This is a genomic window from Streptomyces sp. NPDC028910 (assembly GCF_055564955.1).
The window spans coordinates 72,950-93,384 of sequence record NZ_JBVHVF010000007.1 but is presented as its reverse complement, the minus strand read 5'-3'; the positions used below and the strand labels follow the sequence as shown (position 1 = coordinate 93,384).

General features: G+C 70.9%; 21 protein-coding genes and 1 tRNA gene. 12 read left to right on the top strand and 10 right to left on the bottom strand.

What is annotated here, in order from left to right:
* Positions 1-99 precede the first annotated feature (99 nt).
* From acs to ACZ4TV_RS12185, 5 genes are all read left to right on the top strand, one after another.
* Positions 100-2,058, top strand: coding sequence for an acetate--CoA ligase (gene acs / locus ACZ4TV_RS12205; RefSeq protein ID WP_468133485.1), 1,959 nt, complete (start codon positions 100-102; stop codon positions 2,056-2,058).
* A 190-nt stretch (positions 2,059-2,248) separates the two neighbouring features.
* Entirely contained in the window at positions 2,249-3,682 is a 1,434-nt protein-coding gene (gene nhaA, locus ACZ4TV_RS12200; protein ID WP_468133483.1) for a Na+/H+ antiporter NhaA, read from the top strand.
* A gap of 55 nt (positions 3,683-3,737) precedes the next feature.
* Positions 3,738-4,196 carry a phage holin family protein gene (locus ACZ4TV_RS12195; RefSeq protein ID WP_468133481.1) on the top strand — a complete coding sequence of 153 codons (459 nt, stop codon included), beginning with the start codon at positions 3,738-3,740 and terminating at the stop codon, positions 4,194-4,196.
* Entirely contained in the window at positions 4,193-5,152 is a 960-nt protein-coding gene (locus ACZ4TV_RS12190) for an alpha/beta fold hydrolase (RefSeq protein ID WP_468133479.1), read from the top strand. Before ACZ4TV_RS12195 ends, ACZ4TV_RS12190 begins: the two co-directional genes overlap by 4 nt.
* Positions 5,153-5,316: 164 nt before the next feature.
* Positions 5,317-5,490, top strand: coding sequence for a hypothetical protein (locus tag ACZ4TV_RS12185; RefSeq protein WP_468133477.1), 174 nt, complete (start codon positions 5,317-5,319; stop codon positions 5,488-5,490).
* 27 nt (positions 5,491-5,517) lie between these two features.
* On the opposite strand, the gene ACZ4TV_RS12180 is transcribed toward ACZ4TV_RS12185, so the two are convergent.
* The 3 genes from ACZ4TV_RS12180 to nth form a co-directional block, all read right to left on the bottom strand.
* Positions 5,518-6,720, bottom strand: coding sequence for a MarP family serine protease (locus ACZ4TV_RS12180; protein WP_468133475.1), 1,203 nt, complete (start codon positions 6,718-6,720; stop codon positions 5,518-5,520).
* A gap of 13 nt (positions 6,721-6,733) precedes the next feature.
* On the bottom strand, positions 6,734-7,456 hold the full coding sequence (locus ACZ4TV_RS12175; protein ID WP_468133473.1) for an NUDIX hydrolase: 723 nt from the start codon (positions 7,454-7,456) through the stop codon (positions 6,734-6,736).
* Positions 7,457-7,577: 121 nt separating this feature from the next.
* Positions 7,578-8,417: an endonuclease III gene (gene nth, locus ACZ4TV_RS12170; RefSeq protein ID WP_468133736.1), complete on the bottom strand. Its 840-nt coding sequence runs from the start codon at positions 8,415-8,417 to the stop codon at positions 7,578-7,580.
* A 269-nt stretch (positions 8,418-8,686) separates the two neighbouring features.
* Between nth and ACZ4TV_RS12165 the strand changes: the two genes are divergently transcribed.
* Entirely contained in the window at positions 8,687-9,361 is a 675-nt protein-coding gene (locus ACZ4TV_RS12165; protein WP_003981529.1) for a Crp/Fnr family transcriptional regulator, read from the top strand.
* Positions 9,362-9,501: 140 nt separating this feature from the next.
* On the top strand, positions 9,502-10,311 hold the full coding sequence (locus ACZ4TV_RS12160) for a nucleotidyltransferase (RefSeq protein WP_468133471.1): 810 nt from the start codon (positions 9,502-9,504) through the stop codon (positions 10,309-10,311).
* A gap of 32 nt (positions 10,312-10,343) precedes the next feature.
* Here the strand turns inward: ACZ4TV_RS12160 and ACZ4TV_RS12155 are convergent, their stop codons facing one another.
* The 5 genes from ACZ4TV_RS12155 to ACZ4TV_RS12135 form a co-directional block, all read right to left on the bottom strand.
* Positions 10,344-10,688 (bottom strand): ribosomal protein L7/L12, encoded by a 345-nt coding sequence (locus tag ACZ4TV_RS12155; protein ID WP_468133469.1) that lies wholly within the window; start codon positions 10,686-10,688, stop codon positions 10,344-10,346.
* Complete coding sequence (locus tag ACZ4TV_RS12150) at positions 10,685-11,530, bottom strand: MBL fold metallo-hydrolase (RefSeq protein ID WP_468133467.1); 846 nt, start codon at positions 11,528-11,530, stop codon at positions 10,685-10,687. The genes ACZ4TV_RS12155 and ACZ4TV_RS12150 overlap by 4 nt, the downstream gene beginning before the upstream one ends.
* Complete coding sequence (locus ACZ4TV_RS12145; protein WP_468133465.1) at positions 11,527-12,438, bottom strand: NUDIX hydrolase; 912 nt, start codon at positions 12,436-12,438, stop codon at positions 11,527-11,529. Before ACZ4TV_RS12145 ends, ACZ4TV_RS12150 begins: the two co-directional genes overlap by 4 nt.
* Before the next feature lie 215 nt (positions 12,439-12,653).
* Entirely contained in the window at positions 12,654-13,127 is a 474-nt protein-coding gene (locus tag ACZ4TV_RS12140) for a RidA family protein (RefSeq protein WP_468133463.1), read from the bottom strand.
* Complete coding sequence (locus ACZ4TV_RS12135) at positions 13,124-13,285, bottom strand: DUF4177 domain-containing protein (protein WP_007264966.1); 162 nt, start codon at positions 13,283-13,285, stop codon at positions 13,124-13,126. The genes ACZ4TV_RS12140 and ACZ4TV_RS12135 overlap by 4 nt, the downstream gene beginning before the upstream one ends.
* A gap of 72 nt (positions 13,286-13,357) precedes the next feature.
* Between ACZ4TV_RS12135 and bagA the strand changes: the two genes are divergently transcribed.
* Complete coding sequence (gene bagA, locus ACZ4TV_RS12130) at positions 13,358-14,341, top strand: ATPase BagA (RefSeq protein WP_468133461.1); 984 nt, start codon at positions 13,358-13,360, stop codon at positions 14,339-14,341.
* A complete protein-coding gene (gene bagB / locus ACZ4TV_RS12125) occupies positions 14,338-15,591 on the top strand; it encodes an ATPase BagB (protein ID WP_468133459.1) in 1,254 nt (417 codons plus the stop codon). The genes bagA and bagB overlap by 4 nt, the downstream gene beginning before the upstream one ends.
* Before the next feature lie 29 nt (positions 15,592-15,620).
* Here the strand turns inward: bagB and ACZ4TV_RS12120 are convergent, their stop codons facing one another.
* On the bottom strand, positions 15,621-15,971 hold the full coding sequence (locus ACZ4TV_RS12120; RefSeq protein WP_030648100.1) for a WhiB family transcriptional regulator: 351 nt from the start codon (positions 15,969-15,971) through the stop codon (positions 15,621-15,623).
* A 385-nt stretch (positions 15,972-16,356) separates the two neighbouring features.
* Here ACZ4TV_RS12120 and ACZ4TV_RS12115 point away from each other — a divergent pair, with 385 nt between their 5' ends.
* Positions 16,357-18,624, top strand: a complete 2,268-nt coding sequence (locus ACZ4TV_RS12115) for a transglycosylase domain-containing protein (RefSeq protein WP_468133457.1) — start codon at positions 16,357-16,359, stop codon at positions 18,622-18,624.
* Positions 18,625-18,755: 131 nt separating this feature from the next.
* Here ACZ4TV_RS12115 and ACZ4TV_RS12110 read toward each other — a convergent pair whose 3' ends face one another.
* Complete coding sequence (locus ACZ4TV_RS12110; protein WP_468133455.1) at positions 18,756-19,217, bottom strand: GatB/YqeY domain-containing protein; 462 nt, start codon at positions 19,215-19,217, stop codon at positions 18,756-18,758.
* A gap of 68 nt (positions 19,218-19,285) precedes the next feature.
* On the opposite strand from ACZ4TV_RS12110, the gene ACZ4TV_RS12105 reads away from it, so the two are divergent.
* Positions 19,286-20,224: a metallophosphoesterase gene (locus ACZ4TV_RS12105; protein ID WP_468133453.1), complete on the top strand. Its 939-nt coding sequence runs from the start codon at positions 19,286-19,288 to the stop codon at positions 20,222-20,224.
* 100 nt (positions 20,225-20,324) lie between these two features.
* Positions 20,325-20,398, top strand: a tRNA-Pro gene (locus ACZ4TV_RS12100).
* Positions 20,399-20,435: the final 37 nt, after the last annotated feature.

Here is a 20,435-nt window from a genome sequence, read left to right as displayed (position 1 = left end):
AGGTCTAAACCAATTTCCGGCTACCCCTTGTCACCCGGGCCGCTGACTGATGAGCTATGCCCCGGGGACACAACGGACACCCTGGGAAAGGGAGATGTCGTGAGCAATGAAAGCCTGGCCAATCTGCTCAAGGAGGAGCGGCGGTTCGCACCGCCTGCCGATCTGGCCGCCGCCGCCAATGTGACACAGGCTGCGTACGCGCGGGCCGACGCGGACCGGCTGGGCTTCTGGGCCGAGCAGGCCCGGCGGCTGACCTGGGCCACCGAGCCGACCGAGACGCTCGACTGGACGAACCCGCCCTTCGCGAAGTGGTTCGCGGACGGCAAGCTGAACGTCGCGTACAACTGCGTGGACCGCCACGTCGAGGCCGGCAACGGCGCCCGCGTCGCGATCCACTTCGAGGGCGAGCCCGGCGACAGCCGCGCGATCACCTACGCCGAGCTCAAGGACGAGGTCTCCAAGGCCGCCAACGCCCTGATCGAGCTGGGCGTACAGGCCGGCGACCGCGTCGCCGTCTACCTTCCGATGATCCCCGAGGCGGTCGTCGCGATGCTCGCGTGCGCCCGTATCGGCGCCGCGCACTCCGTGGTCTTCGGCGGCTTCTCCGCCGACGCCGTCGCCTCCCGCATCCAGGACGCCGACGCCAAGCTGGTCATCACGGCCGACGGCGGCTACCGCCGCGGCAAGCCCACCGCCCTGAAGCCCGCCATCGACGAGGCCGTCGCCAAGTGCCCGCAGGTCGAGCACGTGCTCGTCGTACGCCGCACCGGCCAGGACACCGCCTTCACCGAGGGCCGCGACGTCTGGTGGCACGAGGCCGTCGGCCGCCAGTCCGCCGAGCACACCCCGCAGGCCTTCGACGCCGAGCACCCCCTCTTCATCCTCTACACCTCGGGGACCACGGGTAAGCCGAAGGGCATCCTGCACACCTCGGGCGGCTACCTCACGCAGGCCGCGTACACCCACCACGCGGTCTTCGACCTGAAGCCGGAGACCGACGTCTACTGGTGCACCGCCGACATCGGCTGGGTGACCGGGCACTCCTACATCGTCTACGGGCCGCTCGCCAACGGCGCCACCCAGGTGATGTACGAGGGCACGCCCGACACGCCGCACCAGGGCCGCTTCTGGGAGGTCGTGCAGAAGTACGGCGTGACCATCCTCTACACGGCGCCCACGGCCATCCGTACGTTCATGAAGTGGGGCGACGACATCCCCGCGAAGTTTGACCTGTCGAGCCTGCGGGTGCTGGGCTCGGTGGGCGAGCCGATCAACCCCGAGGCCTGGATCTGGTACCGCAAGCACATCGGCGGCGAACGCTGCCCGATCGTGGACACCTGGTGGCAGACCGAGACCGGCGCGATGATGATCTCCCCGCTGCCGGGCGTCACGTCCACCAAGCCGGGCTCCGCCCAGCGCGCGCTGCCCGGAATCTGCGCCACCGTCGTGGACGACGAGGCGAACGAGGTCCCGAACGGCGGGGGCGGCTACCTGGTCCTCACCGAGCCGTGGCCGTCGATGCTGCGCACCATCTGGGGCGACGACCAGCGGTTCATCGACACCTACTGGTCGCGCTTCGAGGGCAAGTACTTCGCGGGCGACGGCGCCAAGAAGGACGACGACGGCGACATCTGGCTGCTCGGCCGGGTGGACGACGTGATGCTGGTCTCCGGCCACAACATCTCGACCACCGAAGTCGAGTCGGCGCTCGTCTCGCACCCCTCGGTCGCCGAGGCGGCCGTGGTCGGTGCCAACGACGAGACCACCGGCCAGGCCATCGTGGCCTTCGTCATCCTGCGCGGCAGCGCCTCCGAGACCGAGCATCTGGTCGCGGACCTGCGCAACCACGTGGGCACCACGCTCGGCCCGATCGCCAAGCCGAAGCGGATCCTGCCCGTCCAGGAACTGCCGAAGACCCGCTCGGGCAAGATCATGCGCCGTCTGCTGCGCGACGTGGCGGAGAACCGCGCGGTCGGTGACGTCACCACGCTCGCCGACTCCTCGGTCATGGACCTGATCCAGAGCAAGCTCCCGGCCGCCGCCGGCAGCGAGGACTGACACGCCGAAAGGGGCACCGGGCGCGACGCGCCGGGTGCCCCTTTCGCACATAAAGTGACGATCACCGGATGCGTCCTCGCCTACACCCTGTAAAATATTTAAAGCGTAAAGAAAGACCCAGGGTGCGCCGGGAAGTCTGGTCGGCAATGAGCTTCGCCATGCCGTCCAACCGACCCCGGAGGTGCCCATCGTGGCCGCGCCCAGCCCCACCGACCGCAAGAGCCGCACGCTGCTCGGCCGGCTCTCGCTGCCCGAGCGCCGCTTCGTGGCCGATGCCCTGCGCGCCGAGACGGTGGGCGGCGTACTGCTCCTCGTGGCCGCCGTCGCCGCCCTGATCTGGGCGAACACCCCGCCGCTGACGGACAGCTACAAGGCGGTCCGGGACTTCCACCTCGGCCCCGACGTGCTCGGCCTGGACCTTTCGATCCAGCACTGGGCCGCCGACGGCCTGCTCGCGATCTTCTTCTTCGTCGCGGGTGTCGAGCTCAAGCGCGAGCTGGTCGCGGGCGACCTCCGCGAGCCCAAGGCCGCCGCCCTGCCGGTCATCGCCGCCCTCTGCGGCATGGCCGTCCCCGCAGGGGTCTACGCCCTCGTGAACACCTTCGGCAACGGCTCGATGAACGGCTGGGCGGTCCCGACCGCCACCGACATCGCCTTCGCGCTCGCCGTCCTCGCCGTCATCGGCACCTCCCTGCCGTCGGCCGTGCGCGCCTTCCTGCTGACCCTGGCGGTCGTCGACGACCTCTTCGCCATCATGATCATCGCGGTGTTCTTCACCAACGAGCTCGACTTCCTGGCGCTCGGCGGCGCGGTCGTGGGCCTGGCCCTGTTCTGGTTCCTGCTCCGCCGGGGTGTCCGCGGCTGGTACGTCTACCTCCCGCTCGCCCTGGTCATCTGGGGCCTGATGTACAACAGCGGCGTCCACGCCACCATCGCCGGCGTGGCCATGGGCCTGATGCTCCGCTGCACCCGCCGGGACGGCGAGGAGCACTCGCCCGGTGAGCACATCGAGCACCTGGTCCGGCCCGTCTCGGCCGGTCTCGCCGTGCCCCTCTTCGCCCTGTTCTCCGCCGGGGTCTCGCTCTCCGACGAGGCCATCGCGCAGGTCTTCACCCGGCCCGAGACCCTCGGCGTGGTCCTCGGCCTCGTCGTCGGCAAGACCGTGGGCATCTTCGGCGGCACCTGGCTGGCCGCCCGCTTCACCAAGGCCGAGTTGAACGAGGACCTCGCCTGGCCCGACGTACTCGCCGTGGCCTCGCTCGCCGGCATCGGCTTCACGGTCTCCCTCCTGATCGGCGAACTGGCCTTCACCGGCGACCAGACCCTCACCGACGAGGTCAAGGCCGCCGTCCTGATCGGCTCCCTCATCGCGGCCGTGACCGCGTGCGTCATGCTCAAGCTGCGCGACCGCAGGTACAAGGCGCTGATCGAGGCCGAGGAGCGCGACGAGGACCGCGACGGCATCCCGGACATCTACGAGGAGGACAACCCGGAGTACCACCTGCGGATGGCGAAGATCTACGAGGAGAAGGCCGCGGAACACCGCCGCAAGGCCGAGAACGCGGCTGCCACGCCCCTCGGAACCGCGGCCGGGTCCAGCGCCGAGGGCGACCGTCCGGCATGATCTGACTGACGACGCAGGACAGCCGCCCGGCAGCAGACGACAGAGGGAGAGAGCGATGAGTGCAGTGGACCAAGAGGCGCAGGGAGCCGAGCGCACACTCGGCCAGCTGGTCGCCTCGGCCACCGCCGAGATGTCCGCCCTGGTGCACGACGAGATCGCCCTCGCGAAGGCGGAGATCCGCGAGGACGTCAAGCGCGCGGGCAGCGGCACCGCATCCCTCGCCGTCGCAGGAGTGTTCGCCGTTTTCTCCCTGCCGGTGCTGACCTTCGCCGCGGCGTACGGGATCCACAACCTGGGGCTCGGGCTCGCGTGGTCCTTCCTCATCGTCGGCGGCGCGTTCCTGCTGATCGCGGGCATGCTCGCGCTGATCGCCGTACGGAAGTTCAAGAAGGTCAAGCCGCCGGAGAAGTCCATCGCCTCCGTCAGGCAGACCGCCGCGCTGGTCGGGACCGTCAAGCCGCACCCGCGGCCGGTGAGTGACAAGGCTGTGGGTGTGGCACGCTCGTCCTCATGACAGCGCCCACGCCGGACTCCAGCATTCCGCCCACAGCTGCCACGGCGGTGCGGCTCGACCTCCCCGGCGGGACAGCCGTGACGCACCGGGACGTCGCGGCCAACGGCGCCCGCTTCCACGTCGCCGAGCTCGGTGACGGGCCGCTGGTGCTGCTGCTCCACGGCTTCCCGCAGTTCTGGTGGACCTGGCGCCACCAGCTCACCGCGCTCGCCGACGCCGGGTACCGGGCGGTCGCGATGGACCTGCGCGGGGTGGGCGGCAGCGACCGCACCCCGCGCGGCTACGATCCCGCCAATCTGGCGCTCGACATCACCGGGGTCGTACGGTCCCTGGGCGAGCCGGACGCCGCCCTCGTCGGGCACGACCTGGGCGGGTACCTCGCATGGACGGCGGCCGTGATGCGGCCCAAGCTGGTGCGCCGGCTCGTCGTCTCCTCCATGCCGCATCCGCGCCGCTGGCGCTCGGCGATGCTGTCGGACTTCGGGCAGACGCGGGCCAGTTCGCACATCTGGGGCTTCCAGCGGCCGTTCGTGCCGGAGCGGCAGCTCGTCGCCGACGGCGGGGCCCTCGTAGGGGACCTGATCCGGGACTGGTCGGGGCCGCGGCCGCCCGAGGAAGAGGATCTCGCCGTCTACCGGCGGGCGATGTGCATTCCGTCCACCGCGCACTGCTCGATCGAGCCGTACCGCTGGATGATGCGGTCGATGGCGCGGCCCGACGGACTCCAGTTCAACCGGCGGATGAAGCGTCCGGTGCGGGTGCCGACGCTGCACCTGCACGGCTCGCTCGACCCGGTGATGCGGACACGGAGTGCGGCCGGGTCCGGGGAGTACGTCGAAGCCCCGTACCGGTGGCGGCTGTTCGACGGGCTCGGTCACTTCCCGCACGAGGAGGACCCCGTCGCCTTCTCGACCGAGCTGGTGAACTGGCTCAAGGACCCCGAGCCGGACCGGTGAGTCCGACCGCCGAGTCCGATGGCTGAGCCGACCGTCGACCGCCCCTGCACAGGCGGCAGTTCGTTCGTGCGCTTGTCCTACGAGCATTCAATTGCCCGCCGCATAGGCCAATTGGCCGCGCCCGACGGGGTTACCGACCTTGGGGCACGGGCACAGCACGGAGTATGAGCTGGACGCACGACTACGGTGACACCGCGCACGAACGCCGCTCGGCAGCTACGCCGGGCACCCACGAGAGGGCCGGCGGGCACGGCCACGACCTCCGCCTCGGAATTCCGCGCATCCTGCGCCGCCGGGCCCGCTGGGTCTCCGCGCGCCTGCGCCATCCTCGGACGTAGAGCCCCGGCGGGGGCCGCGCCCGCACCTCAGAGGGCGCAGCCCATGCTCTCGACCCGCCGGTCGGCGGCCTTGCCGATCCGGATGTCCTCGCGGATCTCGTCCACCGTCAGCGCGTAACCGGTGTTCGGGTCGTCGAGGGACTTCGCGAAGACGACCCCGTACACCTTGCCGTCGGGCGTCAGCAGCGGGCCGCCGGAGTTGCCCTGGCGGACCGTCGCGTACAGCGAGTAGACGTCCCGGCGGACCGTACCGTGGTGGTAGATGTCGGGGCCGTTGGCGTTGATCCGGCCGCGGACACGGGCCGGGCGGACGTCGTAGGCGCCGTTCTCCGGGAAGCCGGCGACGATCGCGTCGCTCCCGCTCGCCGCGTCCCTGTCGGAGAACTCCAGCGGCGGGGCCTTCAGCTTGGGCACGTCCAGGACGGCGATGTCGCGCTCCCAGTCGTAGAGCACGACCTTGCCGTCGTACAGCTTGCCCTCGCCGCCGATCTGCACGGTCGGCTCGCCGACCCCGCCGACCACGTGCGCGTTGGTCATGACCTTGCCGGGCGCGAAGACGAAGCCCGTGCCCTCCAGCACCTTGCTGCAGCTGGGCGCGGTGCCGATGACCTTCACGATCGAGCGTTTGGCCTGATCGGCGACGGGACTGCCGGCGAGTGCGGGGTCGGGTGCCCGTACGTCGGGGATGGGCTCGTTGGAGAACGGGCTGAACACCTGCGGGAAGCCGTTGCGCGCGAGGGTGGATCTGACGTCCGAGAACCAGTTGCTGGCCTGGTCGGGCAGCACCCGGTCCACGCCGAGGAGCACCTTGGAGTTGCGGACCTCCTTGCCCAGCGTGGGCAGCGAGGTCCCGGCGAGCAGCAACCCGATCAGCCAGGCCACCAGCAGCATCGCGACCACGTTGACCAGGGCCCCGCCGGTCGCGTCGAGCGCGCGCGCCGGCGACCAGGTGATCTGGCGGCGCAGTTTGGCGCCCAGGTGGGTGGTGAAGGCCTGGCCGACCGAGGCACAGATGATGATCACGACGACCGCGATGACCACGACCGCGGTGGACACCTGGGTGCCGTTGTCCGTCACCCGGTCCCAGATCAGCGGGAGCAGGGACACGGCGACGAGGCCACCGCCGAGGAAGCCGATCACCGACAGGACGCCGACGACGAACCCTTGGCGGTAGCCGACGATCGCGAACCACACGGCGGCGAGCAACAACAGGATGTCCAGCACGTTCACGTGGGCCACCGTCTCATGCGCGCCAGTCGAGCGGGACCTGCCGCGACCGGTCCCAGGGTCGCTCCCAGCCCGCGAAGTGCAGGATCCGGTCGATCACTCCGGCGGTGAAACCCCAGACCAGAGCCGATTCGACGGTGAAACCCGGCCCCAGGTGGCCGCTCGGGTGAACGGCCATGACCCGGTGCTGGGGATCCGTGAGATCGGCCACGGGAACCGTGAAGACCCGGGCCGTCTCGGCCGGGTCGACCGCTCCGACGGGGCTGGGGGTACGCCACCAGCCGAGGACCGGGGTCACGACGAACTCGCTCACCGGGATGTAGAGCCGGGGCAGCACGCCGAAGAGCTGGACACCGGAAGGATCGAGTCCGGTTTCCTCCTCGGCCTCGCGCAGCGCGGCGCGCAGCGGGCCGGTGGTGTGCGGATCGCCGTCCTCCGGATCCAGGGCGCCGCCCGGGAAGGACGGCTGCCCCGCGTGCGAGCGGAGGGTGCCGGCGCGCTCCATGAGGAGCAGCTCGGGGCCGCGGGGGCCCTCGCCGAAGAGGACGAGCACCGCGGACTGCCGCCCGCCGCCGTCCTCGGGCGGCAGGAACCGGCTCAGCTGCCGCGGCTCGACCGTCCGGGCGGCCGCGACGACGGGGTCCAGCCACGCGGGCAGCCCGTCGGTGGACACCGCGATGCCGTCGCCCGCGCGGGCTTCCGCCGTGGTCTCGGCCTTGTCCCGTGTACCGCGCGTCATAGGCACCCCTGTCCGCGTTGTCCTGTCCGACACCGTCTCCCACACCGCCAAACGCGGTCCGGGTACCGATTCGTTCCTACGGCCGCATGTGCCCGGCCGGGCGCCCGAAGCGCGGGACGCGTCAGGATCCCTCCCCCAATGGCGGCGCCGGGAGACCCGGATAGTCCGGGGGCGGGGACAGCCGCTGGCCCGGCTGCCCGCCCTTCTCGTACTTGAGCAGCTTCCGGGCCTTCTCCGGGTCCGTCTCGCCCTCCCCGTACGCCGGGCAGAGCGGGGCGATCGGGCAGGCCCCGCAGGCAGGCTTGCGGGCATGGCAGATCCGGCGGCCGTGGAAGACGACCCGGTGCGAGAGCATCGTCCACTCGCTCTTCGGGAAGATGGCGCAGATCTCCGCCTCGACCTTCTCCGGATCCTCCTGCTGGGTCCACTTCCACCGGCGCACCAGCCGGCCGAAATGGGTGTCCACCGTGATCCCGGGGACGCCGAACGCATTGCCGAGGACCACGTTCGCGGTCTTGCGGCCCACTCCGGGCAGGGTCACCAGGTCCTCGAGCCGGCCCGGCACCTCGCCGCCGAAGTTGTCCCGCAGAGCCTGCGAGAGCCCGAGCAGGGCCTTGGACTTGGCCCGGAAGAACCCGGTCGGCCGGATGAGCTCCTCCAGATCCTCGGGGACCGCCGCCGCCATGTCCTCGGGGGTCGGATAGGCGGCGAAGAGGGCCGGAGTCGTCTGGTTCACCCGGAGGTCGGTGGTCTGCGCGGACAGCACCGTCGCGACGAGCAGCTCGAAGGGATTGCGGAAGTCGAGCTCCGGATGGGCGTACGGATAGATCTCGGCCAGCTCGCGGTTGATCCGCCGCGCCCTGCGCACCATGGCCAGGCGCGATTCCGGCGGGGCCGTCTTCGGTTTCTTGGCCGAAACTTTGCCCTGAGGGGCCGCTGCGGCCCTCGGGGACGCCACCACGGGCGCATGTTCGCCCACGGCTGAATTTTGGGGCGCCGTCACTCCTGCGGACCCCTTGGCCTGTGCTCTCACCGGCTTATTGGACACCCAGCCAGCCTAAGGCCGACCGCTGACACCCGCCCGGACCTCAGGTAACACCACTCCGATTGGCCTCTCGCCGCACAGCACGCCCGTACGTCCGGCATCCTTGTGACTGATCGCACTGTTTGAGCCGTCCGGCAAAATGGGGAGCACGGTCCCCTGAGCTGGTCGACATAGGAGAGAGACTCGTGGACGACGTTCTGCGGCGCGCCCCGCTCTTCGCGGCGCTCGATGACGAGCAGGCCGCGGAGCTCCGCGCCTCCATGGGCGAGGTGACGCTCGCACGCGGTGACGCCCTGTTCCACGAGGGCGACCCCGGCGACCGGCTGTATGTCGTGACCGAGGGCAAGGTGAAGCTCCACCGCACCTCTCCCGACGGCCGCGAGAACATGCTGGCCGTCCTCGGCCCCGGCGAGCTGATCGGCGAGCTGTCGCTCTTCGACCCGGGCCCGCGCACCGCCACCGCGACCGCGCTGACCGAGGTCAAGCTGCTCGGCCTCGGCCACGGTGACCTCCAGCCGTGGCTGAACGCCCGGCCCGAGGTCGCGACCGCGCTGCTGCGCGCCGTCGCCCGGCGCCTGCGCAAGACCAACGACCAGATGTCCGACCTGGTCTTCTCCGACGTTCCCGGCCGTGTGGCGCGGGCGCTCCTCGACCTGTCGCGCCGGTTCGGCGTGCAGTCGGAGGAGGGCATCCACGTCGTGCACGACCTCACGCAGGAGGAGCTCGCCCAGCTCGTCGGCGCCTCGCGCGAGACCGTGAACAAGGCGCTGGCCGACTTCGCGGGCCGCGGCTGGCTCCGCCTGGAGGCGCGCGCGGTGATCCTGCTGGACGTGGAGCGCCTCGCGAAGCGCTCCCGCTGACGCTGGTCTTAGCCGTTGAGGGGTCCTGCCCGGTGGGGCGGGACCCTTCGCGTGTCCGGGTGCGGCGCCGTTGCGGGGCGCTGCCCCGAGCCCCCCGCCTCAAACGCCGGCGAGGCTGTACGTGCAGGCACAGTGGAGGCATGGAGCACAGAGGCCTGGACGCGTACGGGTACGTCGAGCGGGAGGGCTCCCTCGGGCGGGTCCAGAGCGAGTTCAGGGGCGTCGTGGCGACCGCGCGGGAGCGGATCGCCGAGGCCTACGGGCAGCGGCTGCACAGCGCGTACCTCTACGGGTCCGTGCCGCGCGGGACGGCCCGGCGCGGGCGCTCCGACCTCAACCTGCTGCTCGTCCTGCACCACGAGCCCTCGCACGACGACCGGGATACCGCGGAGGTGCTCGCGCGCGGGCTCGACGAGGACTTCCCGGAGATCGACGGGGTCGCCGTCCTGCTCCGGGACAAGGACGCCGTGCTGAGCGAGGCGGAACGATTCGACCTGGGCTGGTTCCTCGCCTGCCTGTGCACCCCGCTGCTCGGCGCGGACCTGGCCGAGCACCTGCCGCGCTACCGCCCGGACAGCCGGCTCGCCCGTGAGACCAACGGCGACCTGGCCGGCGTACTGCCCGGGTGGCGGACGATGCTGCGCGAGGCGTCGGCGCCGGAGGAGTACCGGGAGCTGAGCCGGTCCTTCGCGCGGCGCCTGGTGCGCACCGGATTCACGCTGGTCATGCCGCGGTGGGGCGGCTGGACCAGCGACCTCGCCGAGTCCGCGGAGATCTTCGGCATGTACTACCCGGAGCGCGCGGCCCAGATGCGGGCGGCGGCCGCCGTCGCGCTGGATCCGGTCGCGGACCCGGCCGTGCCGCGCGCGTACGTCGAGGACCTCGGGCCGTGGCTGGCGAACGAGTACACGGCCCGGCACGGCACGAAGACGCCGCGCGGCCCGCGCTAGGGGCTATCCGACCCTGACCCGCCGGACACCCCCTAGGGCTTCTCGGCGGCCGTGTGGGCCTCAGGGGCCTTGGCGGCCTCGGGGACCCTGGCTACCGCGAGGGCCTCGACGGCCAGCTTGGCCTCCGCCAGACCCGCGCCGGTGATCCGGCGGTACGCCTTGATCGCCGAGACGTGCCGGTCGGCCCTGAGCAGCGCGCGTACCTCGTCCATCCCGGCCGGCTCGGGCTCCTCGATGCCGAAGTGGTCCAGCACGAGGGCCAGACGGCGCTCCATCCGGTCCGCCTTGAGGTGCAGGCTCTGCACCCGGAGCGTCACCGTGGAGGTGATCCATCCGGCCGTGGCGACCAGCATGACCAGCAGGAACACGGTGTTCATTCGGGGCCTCCAGGGATCAGTCCGTGATCTTGAAGGTACTCGAGCTGCGCCCGGACGGACCATTCGGCGGCCGGCCACAGGGAGCGGTCCACGTCCGCGTAGACCTGGGCGACGACCGCCTCGGGGGTGATGAATCCGTTCTCCACGGCGGTCTCGACCTGCGCGAGCCGGTGCGCGCGGTGGGCCAGGTAGTACTCGACGGCGCCCTGCGCGTCCTCCAGGACCGGCCCGTGGCCCGGAAGGACGGTGTGCACCCCGTCGTCCACCGTGAGCGAGCGCAGGCGGCGCAGCGAGTCCAGGTAGTCGCCGAGGCGGCCGTCGGGGTGGGCGACGACGGTGGTACCGCGGCCCAGGATGGTGTCACCGGTCAGCACGGCCCGGTCGGCGGGCAGGTGGAAGCAGAGCGAGTCGCTGGTGTGGCCGGGGGTCGGGACCACGCGCAGCTCCAGCCCGCCGGTCCGGATCACGTCCCCGGCGGCCAGGCCCTCGTCGCCGAGGCGCAGCGCCGGGTCCAGGGCGCGCACCTTCGTACCGGTGAGCTCGGCGAAGCGGCCGGCGCCCTCGGCGTGGTCGGGGTGGCCGTGGGTGAGCAGGGTGAGGGCGATCCGCCGGCCCGCCTGCTCGGCGGCGGCGATCACCGCCCGCAGGTGTACGTCGTCCAGCGGGCCGGGGTCGACCACGACGGCGAGATCGGAGCCGGGCTCGGAGAGGAGCCAGGTGTTGGTGCCGTCCAGGGTCATCGGGGAGGCATTGGGGGCCAGGATGTTCACCGCGCGGGCGGTCGCGGGCCCCGAGGTGACCACTCCGCGGGGCTGTCCGGGCAGTGCGGCGGCGTCGCTCATGCGGGACCTCCGGGACGGCCGGGGCGGACGCGCTTGGTGAACTCGTCGTGGCCCGGCCAGCTGAGCACCAGCTCGCCGTCCTCCAGCGCGGCCCGGGCCAGGATCGGGGTGAGGTCCTGAGCGGCGGCCGCGGTGAGCGCGTCGACGGCGCTCCCGTACGGCTCCAGCGAGCGCAGGGTGGAGATGGTCGGCGGCATCATCAGCAGCTCGCCCTTGTCGTAGCCGGCGGCCGCGTCGGCCGGGCGGATCCAGACGGTCCGGTCGGCCTCGGTGGAGGCGTTGCGGGTGCGCTGGCCCTCGGGGAGGGCGGCCACGAAGAACCACGTGTCGTAGCGGCGCGGCTCGAACTCGGGCGTGATCCAGCGGGCCCACGCCCCGAGCAGGTCGGAGCGCAGCCGCAGGCCGCGGCGGTCGAGGAATTCCGCGAAGGACAGCTCCCGCGCCACGAGGGCGTGCCGGTCGGCCTCCCAGTCGTCACCGGTGGTGTCGCCGACGACCGTGTCCGGGGTCTGCCCGGCGAGCAGCACGCCCGCCTCCTCGAAGGTCTCCCGTACGGCGCCGCAGACGATGGCCTGGGCGGTACGGGGGTCGGTCCCGAGCCGAGCCGCCCAGTCCTCCTGGGAGGGCCCCGCCCAGCCGACCTGGTGCTCCTCGTCGCGGGGGTCGACCCCGCCGCCGGGATAGGCGTACGCGCCCCCGGCGAAGGCCATGGAGGCCCGCCTGCGCAGCATGTGCACGGCGGGTCCGGCGGGGGTGTCGCGCAGGAGCATGACGGTGGCGGCGCGGCGCGGTTCCACCGGGGTGAGCGAGCCGTCCGCGAGCGCGCGGATGCGGTCGGGCCACTCCGGCGGGTACCACTGGCCTCCGGCGGGGGGCTGGACCTGGGGCTGCTGCTGACCATTCGGCATGGCCGGATGCTACGACCATCCGGCCCGATGTTCGAGGGTCCCCCTCAGCGGCGGCTGCCGTGGCCTGCCCTGCGGCTCCGGAAATTCGGCTGCGGCGCCGCTGCCGGGGCTCCGCCCCAGACCCCGCGCCTCAAACGCCGGCGGGGCTGGACTTCGGCAGAGCCCCCGGCAGCGGCGCCGCACCGGCCGTAGGAGCGGAACCCTCCCCGGAGGGGTCAGGCTCCGGCCACCAGCTCGACCTGGATCTCGATCTCGACCGGTGCGTCCAGCGGCAGGACCGCCACGCCGACCGCGCTGCGGGCGTGGACGCCCTTGTCGCCGAGGACGGCGCCCAGGAGCTCGCTCGCACCGTTCAGCACGCCGGGCTGGCCCGTGAAGTCGGGGGCCGAGGCGACGAAGCCGACGACCTTCACGACCCGCTCGATCTTGTCCAGGTCACCGATGACCGACTTGACGGCGGCCAGGGCGTTCAGCGCGCACGTGGCGGCCAGCTCCTTGGCCTGCTCCGGCGAGACCTCGGCGCCGACCTTGCCGGTGACCGGCAGGCTGCCCTTGACCATCGGGAGCTGGCCCGCGGTGTAGACGTACGAGCCGGACCGCACGGCCGGCTGGTACGTGGCCAGCGGCGGGACGACCTCGGGCAGGGTCAGGCCGAGCTCGGCCAGCTTCGCGTCGATGACGCCGCTCATGCCTTCTCCCGCTTGAGGTAGGCCACGAGCTGCTCGGGGTTGTTCGGGCCGGGCACGACCTGGACGAGCTCCCAGCCGTCCTCGCCCCAGGTGTCCAGGATCTGCTTGGTGGCGTGAACCAGCAGGGGGACCGTCGCGTATTCGAACTTCTTGGTCATGGGAGCGAGGGTAGTGCCTGTCCTACGGGGCTCCTGCGCGCCCCGGGATCCGAGTCGTTAGGCTCGGACGCTGTGAGCAGGCTCCAGGTGGTCAGCGGCAAGGGCGGCACCGGCAAGACCACGGTCGCCGCGGCACTCGCGCTTGCCCTCGCACGCGAGGGCAAGCGGACTCTTCTGGTGGAGGTCGAGGGCAGGCAGGGACTCGCACAGCTCTTCGGTGCCGAGGCACTCCCGTACGAGGAGCGGAAGATCGCCGTCGCGCCCGGCGGGAGCGGTGAGGTCTTCGCGCTCGCCATCGACGCCGAACGGGCGCTGCTGGACTACCTCCAGATGTTCTACAAGCTCGGCTCGGCCGGCCGCGCGCTCAAGAAGCTCGGCGCGATCGACTTCGCGACGACCATCGCCCCCGGGCTGCGCGACGTGCTGCTGACCGGCAAGGCGTGCGAGGCGGTACGGCGCAAGGACAAGGCCGGCCGGTACGTCTACGACCACGTGATCATGGATGCGCCGCCGACCGGGCGGATCACCCGCTTCCTGAACGTCAACGACGAGGTGGCGGGCCTGGCCCGGTTCGGGCCGATCCACAACCAGGCCCAGGCCGTCATGAAGGTGCTCAAGTCCCCCGAGACGGCCGTGCACCTGGTCACCCTGCTGGAGGAGATGCCGGTCCAGGAGACCGCGGACGGCATCGAGGAACTACGCCGGGCCGGGCTGCCCGTCGGCCGGGTCGTCGTCAACATGGTGCGGCCGCACCACCTCGACGAGGACACCCTGCGCACCGCTGCCGGCGACCACCGCGCCGAGGTGGCCAGGGCGCTGTCCCGGGCGGGGCTGGGCGGCGCGCGCCGCGGCGGGCTGGCCGAGCGGCTGGTGGACCCGCTGCTCGCGCAGGCCGCCGAGCACGCGAGCCGGGTGGAGCTGGAGCGCGCGCAGCGCACCGTACTGGCGCGGCTGGACCTGCCGACGTACGAACTCCCGCTGCTCGGCGCGGGGATGGATCTGGCCGGGTTGTACGAGCTGGCCAAGGACCTGCGCAAGCAGTCGGTGGCCGAATGAGCGAGGGGGTGGACACCGTGGGCCTGGACACTCCGCCCGTGCTGGCGGTCGACCGGCTGCTGGACGACCCGGAGACCCGGATCATCGTGTGCTGCGGGGCGGGCGGGGTCGGCAAGACGACCACGGCCGCGGCGCTGGGCGTACGGGCGGCCGGGCGCGGGCGCAAGGCGGTCGTGCTCACCATCGACCCGGCGCGGCGGCTCGCGCAGTCGATGGGGATCGACTCGCTGGACAACACCCCGCGCAAGGTGGCGACCGTAGGGGCGGACGGCGGCGAACTGCACGCCATGATGCTGGACATGAAGCGGACCTTCGACGAGATCGTCGAGGCGCACGCGGACGGCGAGCGGGCCCGGGCCATCCTCGCCAACCCCTTCTACCAGTCCCTGTCGGCCGGCTTCGCGGGCACGCAGGAGTACATGGCGATGGAGAAGCTGGGGCAGCTGCGGGCCCGGGACGACTGGGACCTGATCATCGTGGACACCCCGCCGAGCCGGTCCGCGCTGGACTTCCTGGACGCGCCGAAACGCCTCGGGTCCTTCCTGGACGGGAAGTTCATCCGGGTGCTGATGGCTCCGGCGAAGGTGGGCGGCCGGGCGGGGATGAAGTTCCTGAATGTCGGCATGTCGATGATGACCGGCACCCTCAGCAAGCTGATGGGGGCCTCGCTGCTGAAGGACGTGCAGACCTTCGTGGCCGCGATGGACACGATGTTCGGCGGCTTCCGCACGCGCGCGGACGCGACCTTCAAGCTGCTCCAGGCTCCCGGTACGGCCTTCCTGGTGGTCGCGGCGCCCGAACCGGACGCCCTGCGCGAGGCGGCGTACTTCGTGGAGCGGCTGGCCGCGGAGAACATGCCGCTGGCCGGTCTGGTACTGAACCGGGTGCACGGCAGCGGCGCCGGACAGCTGTCCGCCGAACGGGCGTCGGCCGCCGCAGAGAATCTTGAAGAGGGCGGCATTGTCGATCAGGAGTCCGGGAAAGCTGGACTTCGTGACTCGGCCGCGGAAGCCCCCGGCGCCGAAGGCGACACCGCGGTCGTCGACCGGATCACGGCAGGACTGCTGCGCCTGCACGCCGAGCGGATGCAGGTGATCGCGCGTGAGCAGCGCACCCGCGATCGCTTCACCTCGCTGCACCCCGAGGTGGCGGTGGCCGAAGTGGCCGCCCTGCCCGGCGATGTGCACGACCTCGCCGGGCTGCGGGCCATCGGAGAACGGCTCGCGACCGGGGTTCCGGCCGGAGCGTAGGCGTTCGTACGTCGTGGCGTCCGCGGGGTTTACCCGGCTGCCGCGTACGTCTCGTACGGAACGTCGATCTCCGCGTCTGCATCCATGGTGAGGATGCCCGTGCTGCGCTCGTACTCCGTACGGGCGGTTTCGAGCAGCCGTCGCCACGAGGTGACGGTGGGACGCCGGCGCAGCAAGGCGCGTCGTTCCCGCTCGGTCATTCCGCCCCACACGCCGAACTCGACACGGTTGTCGAGCGCGTCGGCCAGGCATTCGGTCCGCACCGGACATCCGGTGCACACCGCCTTGGCCCTGTTCTGTGCCGCTCCTTGAACGAACAGTTCATCCGGATCGGTAGTGCGGCAGGCTGCCTGCGCACTCCAGTCGGTAACCCAGCCCATCCCGGCGCCGTCCTCTCCCGAATCGAGGCTCCCCCACGGCGGTAGCGGCATATTCACCGCTGCCAGTTGAGGACGTTACGGAAGGTGGGCACAGTGCAACACCCCCGACGGGCCCAATCTTGAATGGTCCGAACGGACTATGGGTAAGCGGCAGATCACCCGACGGAGTGATCCGACGACATGCCCGACCATTCCGGCGATTCGGGTGTAATCGGCGGGGCGACTTCAGCTGAGGGGCGAGATTCGGACATGAGTCCACCCCATTCGGGAAGGGTGAAAATCAAGCCGCGGGGTTGATGTCGCACCGCACTGCTGTGACAGTTGGGGACAGCTTAGGCCAAGGCATTCGCGCGTGTCCGGCGAATCAGAACGTAGGCTGCCCCCCATGGGAAAGAAGCGCTCGGGCGGCGGGCTCACGGGGAGCCAGCAGGCCGCCAAGTTCCTCGGGGTGTCCGTTCTCTCCGGAGTTGTGCTGGCCGGAATGGCGATTCCGGCCGCAGGGGCCCTGGGGCTGGCGGCCAAGGGCACGGTCGAGGGATTCGATGAGATCCCGGCCAATCTCAAGACTCCGCCACTGAGCCAGCGGACCACGATTCTGGACGCCGAGGGTGGCTTGATCGCCACTGTCTATTCACGCGACCGGCAGGTGGTCCCGCTCACGGCGATCTCCCCGTACATGCAGAAGGCGATCGTCGCCATCGAGGACTCCCGTTTCTACGAACACGGCGCGGTCGACCTCAAGGGCATCCTGCGCGCGGTCAACCGCAACGCGCAGGAAGGCGGCGCGGCCCAGGGTGCCTCGACGCTGACCCAGCAGTACGTGAAGAACGTGTTCGTCGAAGAGGCCGGTGACGACGAGACCAAGGTGCGCGCGGCCCAGGAGAAGAGCCTCGGGCGCAAGATCCGCGAGCTGAAGTACTCGATCCAGGTCGAGGAGGAGCTCGGGAAGAAGAAGATCCTGGAGAACTACCTCAACATCACGTTCTTCGGGCAGCAGGCATTCGGAATCGAATCCGCCGCCCAGCGCTACTTCAGCAAGCCGGCCAGGGACCTGACCCTGGAGGAGTCCGCGCTGCTGGCGGGCCTCGTCCAGTCGCCGAGCCGGTACGACCCGGTGAACGACGTGCAGGAGGCGACCAAGCGCCGCAACATCGTCCTGCAGCGGATGGCCGACATCAAGGACGTCTCCCAGGCGGAGGCGGACGCGGCGAAGGCGAAACCGGTCGTACTGAAGGTGACCAAGCCGAAGAACGGCTGCATCACCGCGGTCAAGGGCGCCGGGTTCTTCTGCGACTACGTGAAGAACTCCTTCCTCACCGATCCTGTCTTCGGCAAGACGCGCGAGGAGCGGGCGAAGGTGTGGAACCAGGGCGGTCTGACGATCCGTACGACCCTGGACCCGCAGTCGCAGGACGCGGCCAACGAATCGATCAAGGACCACGTCTACCAGGAGGACGCGATCGCGACGGCTGTGACCATGGTCCAGCCGGGCACCGGCCGGGTGCTGGCGATGGGTCAGTCGAAGCCGTACGGCTTCGGGAAGAACGAGACGCAGATCAACTACTCCGTGGACAAGCGGATGGGCGGCTCGAACTTCGGCTTCCAGGTCGGCTCGACGTTCAAGCCGTTCATCGCGGCCGCCGCCCTGGAGCGGGGGATGCCGCCGACGAAGGTGTACGCGGCGCCGAACAAGATGGACTACCCGAGCCCGATCCCCCGTTGTGACGGCTCGCAGTACGTCAACACCACCAAGGAAGAGGCGGAGAACGAGACCGAGGACGAGATCGGCCCCTACGCGCTGAAGACCGCGATGGAGAAGTCGATCAACACCTACTTCGTCGAGATGATCTCCGAGATCGGCCTGTGCCCGGTCTCGGAGATGACGCAGAAGCTCGGCGTGGTCCCGGCGAGCGGGGCGAAGCTCGCCGACGGTCCCGCCATCGCGCTCGGTTCCGAGGAGATGTCCCCGCTGACGATGGCCAACGCGTACGCGGCCTTCGCCAACCGCGGCGTCTACTGCACGCCCGTAGCCATCGAGTCGATCACCGACGCGCACGGCAAGGCGCTCTCGGTGCCGAAGAGCAGGTGCGAGCGGGCGATGTCGCAGACCACCGCCGACACCATCAACACCCTGCTGCGCGGAGTGGTCGACTCCGGCACCGGTGAGCGGGCCGGTCTGACCGACCGCGACAGCGCGGGCAAGACCGGTACGACGGACTCCCGCTACAACGCCTGGTTCGTCGGCTACACCCCGAACATCTCCGGCGCGGTGTGGGTCGGCTCGGGCGGGGCGAAGAAGATCACGATGGAGAACATCGTGATCGGCGGCAAGCCCTTCGACAAGGTCTTCGGTGGCGGCCTGCCCGGTCCGATCTGGAAGGACGCGGTCACGGGCGCGCTGTCCGGTCGTGACGCCCCGACCTTCACCACGGTCAGCATCCCGGAGCCGATGGTCCCGTCCGGCAGCCCCCGCGGCAACAGGCCGCCGACGAACCCGACGCGGCCCGGCAAGCCGGGCGGGGACGGCAAGCCCGGCGAGCGGCCCGGCGGTCAGACCGGGGGCACCGGGGGCGGCGGCGATCCCGAGAACCCCTTCCCCGGGATCACGATCGACCCGGGCGGCGGTCTGATCGGCGGCCGCGACGACCGGTAGCGCCGGACGGTGACGGTGCCGCCGGACGGGTGACGGTAGCGCAGGACAGCTGACGAGGAGGGCCCCAGCCGGATCATCCGGCTGGGGCCCTCCTCGTCACTTCCCGGTTCTGGTCCTCACGGGGCTCGGGCTCACGAGAGCTGCTGCTTGACGACGGCGGCGACGCGCCCGCCCTCCGCCAGCCCGGCGACCTTCGGGTTCACGATCTTCATGACGGCGCCCATGGCCCGCGGCCCCTCGGCGCCCGCCGCCCTGGCCTCCTCGACGGCCTGCGCCACGATCGCGGCGAGCTCGTCGTCGGTGAGCTGCTTGGGCAGGTACGTGTCGAGGAACTCGCCCTCCGCGGTCTCCCGTGCGGCCTGCTCGGGACGCCCGCCCTGGGCGAAGGCCTCCGCCGCCTCGCGGCGCTTCTTCGCCTCCTTGGCGATCACCTTGAGGACTTCCTCGTCGGAGAGCACACGTGCCTCCTTGCCCGCGACCTCCTCCTTGGTGATGGCGGCGAGGGTCAGTCGCAGCGTGGACGAGTGCAGCTCGTCCCGCGCCCTGATGGCGGTCGTGAGGTCTTCCTGGAGCTTGGCCTTGAGCGTGGTCATGGAGCTGAGTCTGCCAGGTGCTGGGGCGGTGGCGCTCTTTGGTTTTCCGGGTCTGCGACGATGGCTCCATGCGTGCGCGTTACGGAGTACCCCTGAAGGCTGCTGCCGGAATCGCTGCGGTGGGGGCCGCGGGTGTGGCCTATGCCGCCGGTTTCGAGGCGAGGTCCTTCCGCCTGCGCCGGATCACGGTGCCTGTCCTTCCCCGGGGGATGCGCCCGCTGCGCGTGCTCCAGGTCTCCGACATCCACATGGTCGGCGGGCAGCGCAAGAAGCGCGCCTGGCTGCAGTCCCTGGCCGGCCTGCGCCCCGACTTCGTCGTGAACACCGGCGACAACCTCTCCGATACCGAGGGCGTCCCCGAGGTGCTCGACGCCCTGGGCCCCCTGATGTCCTTCCCGGGGGTGTACGTCTTCGGGTCGAACGACTACTACGGGCCGCGGCTGCGCAACCCCGGGCGCTACCTGATCGAGAAGGCCCAGGGCCGGCACGGGCTGAACGGCAACAAGCCGGTCGTCGGCGCCGTCCACAACCCGTGGGAGGGGATGCGGGACGCCTTCGACGCCGCGGGCTGGCTGAACCTCACCAACACCCGGGCGCGGCTGAAGCTGGACGGCCTGGAGCTGGCCTTCACCGGGCTCGACGACCCGCACATCAAGCGGGACCGCTACGAGATGGTCGCCGGCGGCCCGGAGCCGGACGCGGACTTCTCGATGGCCGTGGTGCACGCCCCGTACCTGCGCGTGCTGGAGGCCTTCACCGCCGACGGGTACCCGCTGATCCTCGCGGGGCACACCCACGGCGGGCAGCTGTGCATCCCCTTCTACGGGGCGCTCGTCACCAACTGCGACCTCGATACGAAGCGGGTGAAGGGCCTGTCCACGCACGAGGCGGAGGGTCACCGCGCGTACCTGCACGTCTCGGCGGGCTGCGGCACCAACCGATTCACCCCGGTCCGCTTCGCCTGCCCACCGGAGGCGACCCTGCTGACGCTGACCCCAAAGGCGTAGGGGTCCGGACCGCCCCGCGAAAACCGGATTTCGTCTCCGGCGCGAGGTCCGCTAAAGTAATCGATGTCGCCACGGCAGCAAGCGCTGCAAAGGCGGCGATCGGGGTGTAGCGCAGCTTGGCAGCGCGCTTCGTTCGGGACGAAGAGGTCGTGGGTTCAAATCCCGCCACCCCGACTTCGTAAGACCAGGTCAAGGGCCTGATCCACTCAGT